3 protein-coding genes and 1 pseudogene are annotated in these 4,024 nt (G+C 69.0%); 3 read left to right on the top strand and 1 reads right to left on the bottom strand.

All coding sequences use genetic code 11. The features are described from left to right. The 3 genes from D7V97_RS40835 to D7V97_RS40825 form a co-directional block, all read left to right on the top strand. The coding region (locus tag D7V97_RS40835) for a helix-turn-helix domain-containing protein (protein WP_304988532.1) at positions 1-234 on the top strand (234 nt) is incomplete at its 5' end. Positions 235-443: 209 nt separating this feature from the next. Further along, the gene (locus tag D7V97_RS40830) at positions 444-1,868 is read left to right on the top strand and encodes a sugar porter family MFS transporter (RefSeq protein WP_120615959.1); all 1,425 of its coding nucleotides are present in this window, start codon (positions 444-446) and stop codon (positions 1,866-1,868) included. Between the two features lie 139 nt (positions 1,869-2,007). Next, the gene (locus D7V97_RS40825) at positions 2,008-3,783 is read left to right on the top strand and encodes a DUF4215 domain-containing protein (RefSeq protein ID WP_120615958.1); all 1,776 of its coding nucleotides are present in this window, start codon (positions 2,008-2,010) and stop codon (positions 3,781-3,783) included. 50 nt (positions 3,784-3,833) lie between these two features. Here D7V97_RS40825 and D7V97_RS40820 read toward each other — a convergent pair. Beyond that, positions 3,834-4,024, bottom strand: a pseudogene (locus tag D7V97_RS40820) (hypothetical protein); the annotation flags it as partial.

Raw genomic sequence — 4,024 nt, 5'->3', positions numbered from 1 at the left:
TCGCTCGACCGGGCGCCCTCCCCCACGGCGCCCCTGCCTCCGGAAGCCCCGGCCTTGAAGGGCGCGGGCGAATCCCCGCTCCTGCTGCCGCTGGCCGAAGTGGAGCGCCAGCACATCCTGCGCGTGCTGGAGGCGGTGAAGGGCAACCGCACCGCGGCGGCGCGGACGCTGGAGATCGGCCGCAACACGCTGGCCCGCAAGCTCAAGGAGTATGGCCTGGCGGACGAGGGCTGAGGGCGCATCTCCTGCTCCCCCGGCCGCACTCCGTTGCCCAACGGGCAGACGGTCCAGCGATGCGGTGCCCGAGGGTGCCCTCCGGCAGGGGCGAAGGCCACCTATCCCATGGGCCGTTGTGCGAACCGCGAGGGCCGGACACCGGGAGGCAGGGACCGCGGCTCCCCGGGTTCCCCGTGCAGGACGTGCCCCTTGGGAAGGAGCACGTCATGGCGGATGTCCTCGATGTCCCGGCCAGCAGGCGCCCCACCGCGGAGCCGGAGATACATGCCGGCCGGATCATCATCATCTCCGTGGTGGCCGCGATCGGCGGCTTCCTCTTCGGCTTCGATACGGCCGTCATCAACGGCACCGTCGGCGCCCTTCAAGCGGAGTTCGCCGCGAGCAGCTGGGCGCTGGGCCTGACGGTGTCGTCCGCGTTGATCGGCTCGGCGATTGGCGCCTTCTCCGCGGGACACGTCGCGGACCGCCATGGCCGCACGCGCTCGATGATCGTCGCCTCCGCCATGTTCACCCTCAGCTCCCTGGGTTCCGGGTTCGCGTTCTCGCTGTGGGACCTGAGCTTCTGGCGGCTGGTGGGCGGCCTGGGCGTGGGCGCCGCGAGCGTCGTCGTGCCCGCGTACATCGCGGAGATCGCCCCGGCGCACCTGCGCGGGCGGCTCGCGTCGCTGCAACAATTGGCCATCGTGGTGGGCATCTTCATGGCCCTGATGGGGGACTTCGCCATCGCGTGGGCGACGGGCTCGGCCTCCAAGCCGGGCTTGTTCGGCATCACCGGGTGGCGCTGGATGTTCTTCAGCGGCCTGCCGCCCGCCCTCCTCTACGGCCTGGGCGCGATCTTCATCCCCGAGTCCCCCCGCTACCTGGTGGCCAGGGGCCGTGAGCAGGAGGCCCTCACCGTCCTGCGCGACATCGAGGGGGACACCGCGCCCTCCAAGGTCGTGGAGATCCGCAACTCGCTGCGCACCCACTACACGCCACGCCTGGCGGACCTGAAGGGCGGCCGGTTCGGCCTCCAGCCCATCGTGTGGGTCGGCATCGTGCTCGCGATGCTCCAGCAGTTCGTGGGCATCAACGTCATCTTCTACTACTCCAGCGTCCTCTGGCAGGCGGTGGGCTTCTCCGAGCACGACTCGCTGATCATCACCGTCATCACCAGCGTCACCAACATCGTCACCACCCTCGTCGCCATCGTCTTCGTGGACAGGCTGGGCCGCAAGCCACTGCTCCTCATCGGCTCCGTCGGCATGGCGCTCACGCTGGGCCTGCTGGCGTACCTCTTCGGCACCGCGCCCCTGGACGCCGCGGGCAAGCCCGCGTTGCAGGGCGCCGCCGGCACGACGGCACTCCTCGCCGCCAACCTCTACGTCGTCTTCTTCGGCTTCTCCTGGGGCCCCGTCGTCTGGGTGCTCCTGGGCGAGATGTTCCCCAACCGCATCCGCGCCATCGCGCTGTCCGTCGCGGCCATGATGCAGTGGCTGGCCAACTTCGCCGTGTCGGCCACGTTCCCGTCGCTCAAGGCCATTGGACTGGGCTGGGCCTACGGCCTGTATGCCGCCGCCGCCGTGTTCTCCGCCTTCTTCGCCGCCCGCTACATCAAGGAAACCAAGGGACGCGAGCTGGAGTCGATGTAGCCCTCGGGACGCAGGAAAAGGTCAGGAAGCCCGTACACCCGTACAGGTGCACGGGCTTTCTGCACCTTCACGCGCCGCCTGGGTACAAAGCCACCTGTTCTCATTGACACCGGGGGTGGCGCCTTCCAGCATCCGTTTCATGCTGAAACATTCCCCTTATCGGTTTCGACTCACGGGCCTCGTGCTCGCCTCGTTGTTGCTCACACTGACGGCCTGCCCGGGAAACACCGACCCGGATGAAGATGGTGGCACCGGGAATCCGGATGGCTCCACCCAGACGGATGGCGGCCCGACGGACGTGGATGCCGGTCCCGCCTTCTGTGGCGACGGCAAGAAGCATCCCGCCGAAGCGTGTGACGACGGCAACACCCAGAGTGGCGACGGCTGCAAGTCCGACTGCGCCGAGGTGGAGCTGGGCTTCCAGTGTCCGACGCCCGGTGAGAAGTGCATCGTCGCGCCGACGTGCGGCAACGGCGTGGTGGAGACGGGCGAGATCTGCGACGACCGCAACACGGCGTCCAGCGACGGCTGCTCCGCGGACTGCAAGGTGGTGGAGACGGGCTGGACGTGCCCCCTCCAGGGCCAGCGCTGCAAGGCGGCCCAGTGCGGTGACGCCATCATCGCGGGCGACGAGGAGTGCGAGGACGGCAACGCCGCCAAGGGCGACGGCTGCAGCGACATCTGCCGCCTGGAGCCGGGCTACAAGTGCCCCCCGGGTCAGCCGTGCTCGCGGACGACCTGCGGCGACAAGGTCAAGGAAGGCACCGAGCAGTGCGACGACGGCAACAACGACATGGGCGACGGCTGCTCGCCGCTGTGCGTGCTGGAGCCCTCGTGCGTGAACGGCACCTGCCAGGCCCGCTGCGGCGACGGCGTCATCCTCCCCGGTGACACCTCCGAGGAGTGCGATGACGGGAATGTCCGCGCCAACGACGGCTGCTCGAACACGTGCAAGCTGGAGGAGGGCTTCGCGTGCACCCGCGTCACCGAGTCCCCGCCGACCACGGTGGAAGTCCCCGTCGTCTACCGCGACTTCCGCGGCAAGAACCAGCCCACCGGCGGCGCCTACCCCGCCACCACCCACCCGGACTTCGACGACGCCAACGGCGGGGAGACGGGCATCGTGGGCCCGCTGTACACCTCCACGCTCACCAACCTGAAGCCCACCTACGCCAAGGCCGGCGTCGCCTCCAATACGACCCACGGCAAGGCGGCCTTCGACCAGTGGTACACGGATGTCGCGGGCGTCAACAAGACGGTGGTCAGCACGCTGAAGCTGAACAAGCAGGGCACCGGCTCCTACGTGTTCGACAACCAGAGCTTCTTCCCGCTCGACAACCTCGGCTGGGTGGCTTCGAGCCAGGAGAACAAGCAGAACGACGGCCAGGGCGTCGCGCGCAACTTCAGCTTCACCAGCGAGGCGCGCTACTGGTTCGAGTTCAAGGGCACCGAGGTCCTGAGCTTCCGCGGTGACGACGACGTGTTCGTGTACATCAACGGCAAGCTCGCCCTGGACCTGGGCGGCGTCCACGGTCCCCAGGACGGCCAGGTGTCGCTGGCGGATGCACCCACCGTCACCAAGCTGGGGCTGGTGAAGGGCAAGATCTACGAGGTCGTCGTGTTCCAGGCGGAGCGCCACATCACGGGCTCCTCGTACAAGCTGACCCTGAACAACTTCGAGACCCAGCGCACCGACTGCAAGTCCACCTGCGGCAACGGCACCGTCGACCCGGGTGAGCAGTGCGACACGGGCAACCTCAATGGCCCCGGCTACGGCAAGTGCAGCCTCACCTGCATCTGGAACGCCCGCTGCGGCGACAAGATCCCCCAGTATGACTTCGGTGAGACGTGCGACGACGGCAACACCATCGACACGGACTCCTGCCCGAACGACTGCACGAAGGACATCGGCTGAGGTCGTCCCGCCCCGGCGCCCTCAAGCGGCCGGGGCCCTCCGTCCGGACCTCATAGGGTCCGGGCGAGCATGACCACGGCGGCCAGGGACAGCGCCCCGGCCGCCGCGAAGTGCCTCCAGGCCCGGCGGGACAGCACCCCGCCGGTGCCCGTGGCCTCGCCCCCCAGCACCACCAGCGCCGGGCGCCCTCCGCGACCGCGCAGCTCGTAGGTGCCGTCGCGGGGCCCGCGCCGCAATTCCC

Origin of the sequence: Corallococcus sp. CA053C, assembly GCF_003611675.1 — a bacterium.
GTDB lineage: Bacteria > Myxococcota > Myxococcia > Myxococcales > Myxococcaceae > Corallococcus.
Note: the sequence above shows the minus strand (reverse complement) of the source record. Positions and strands in the feature narration are given on the sequence as shown.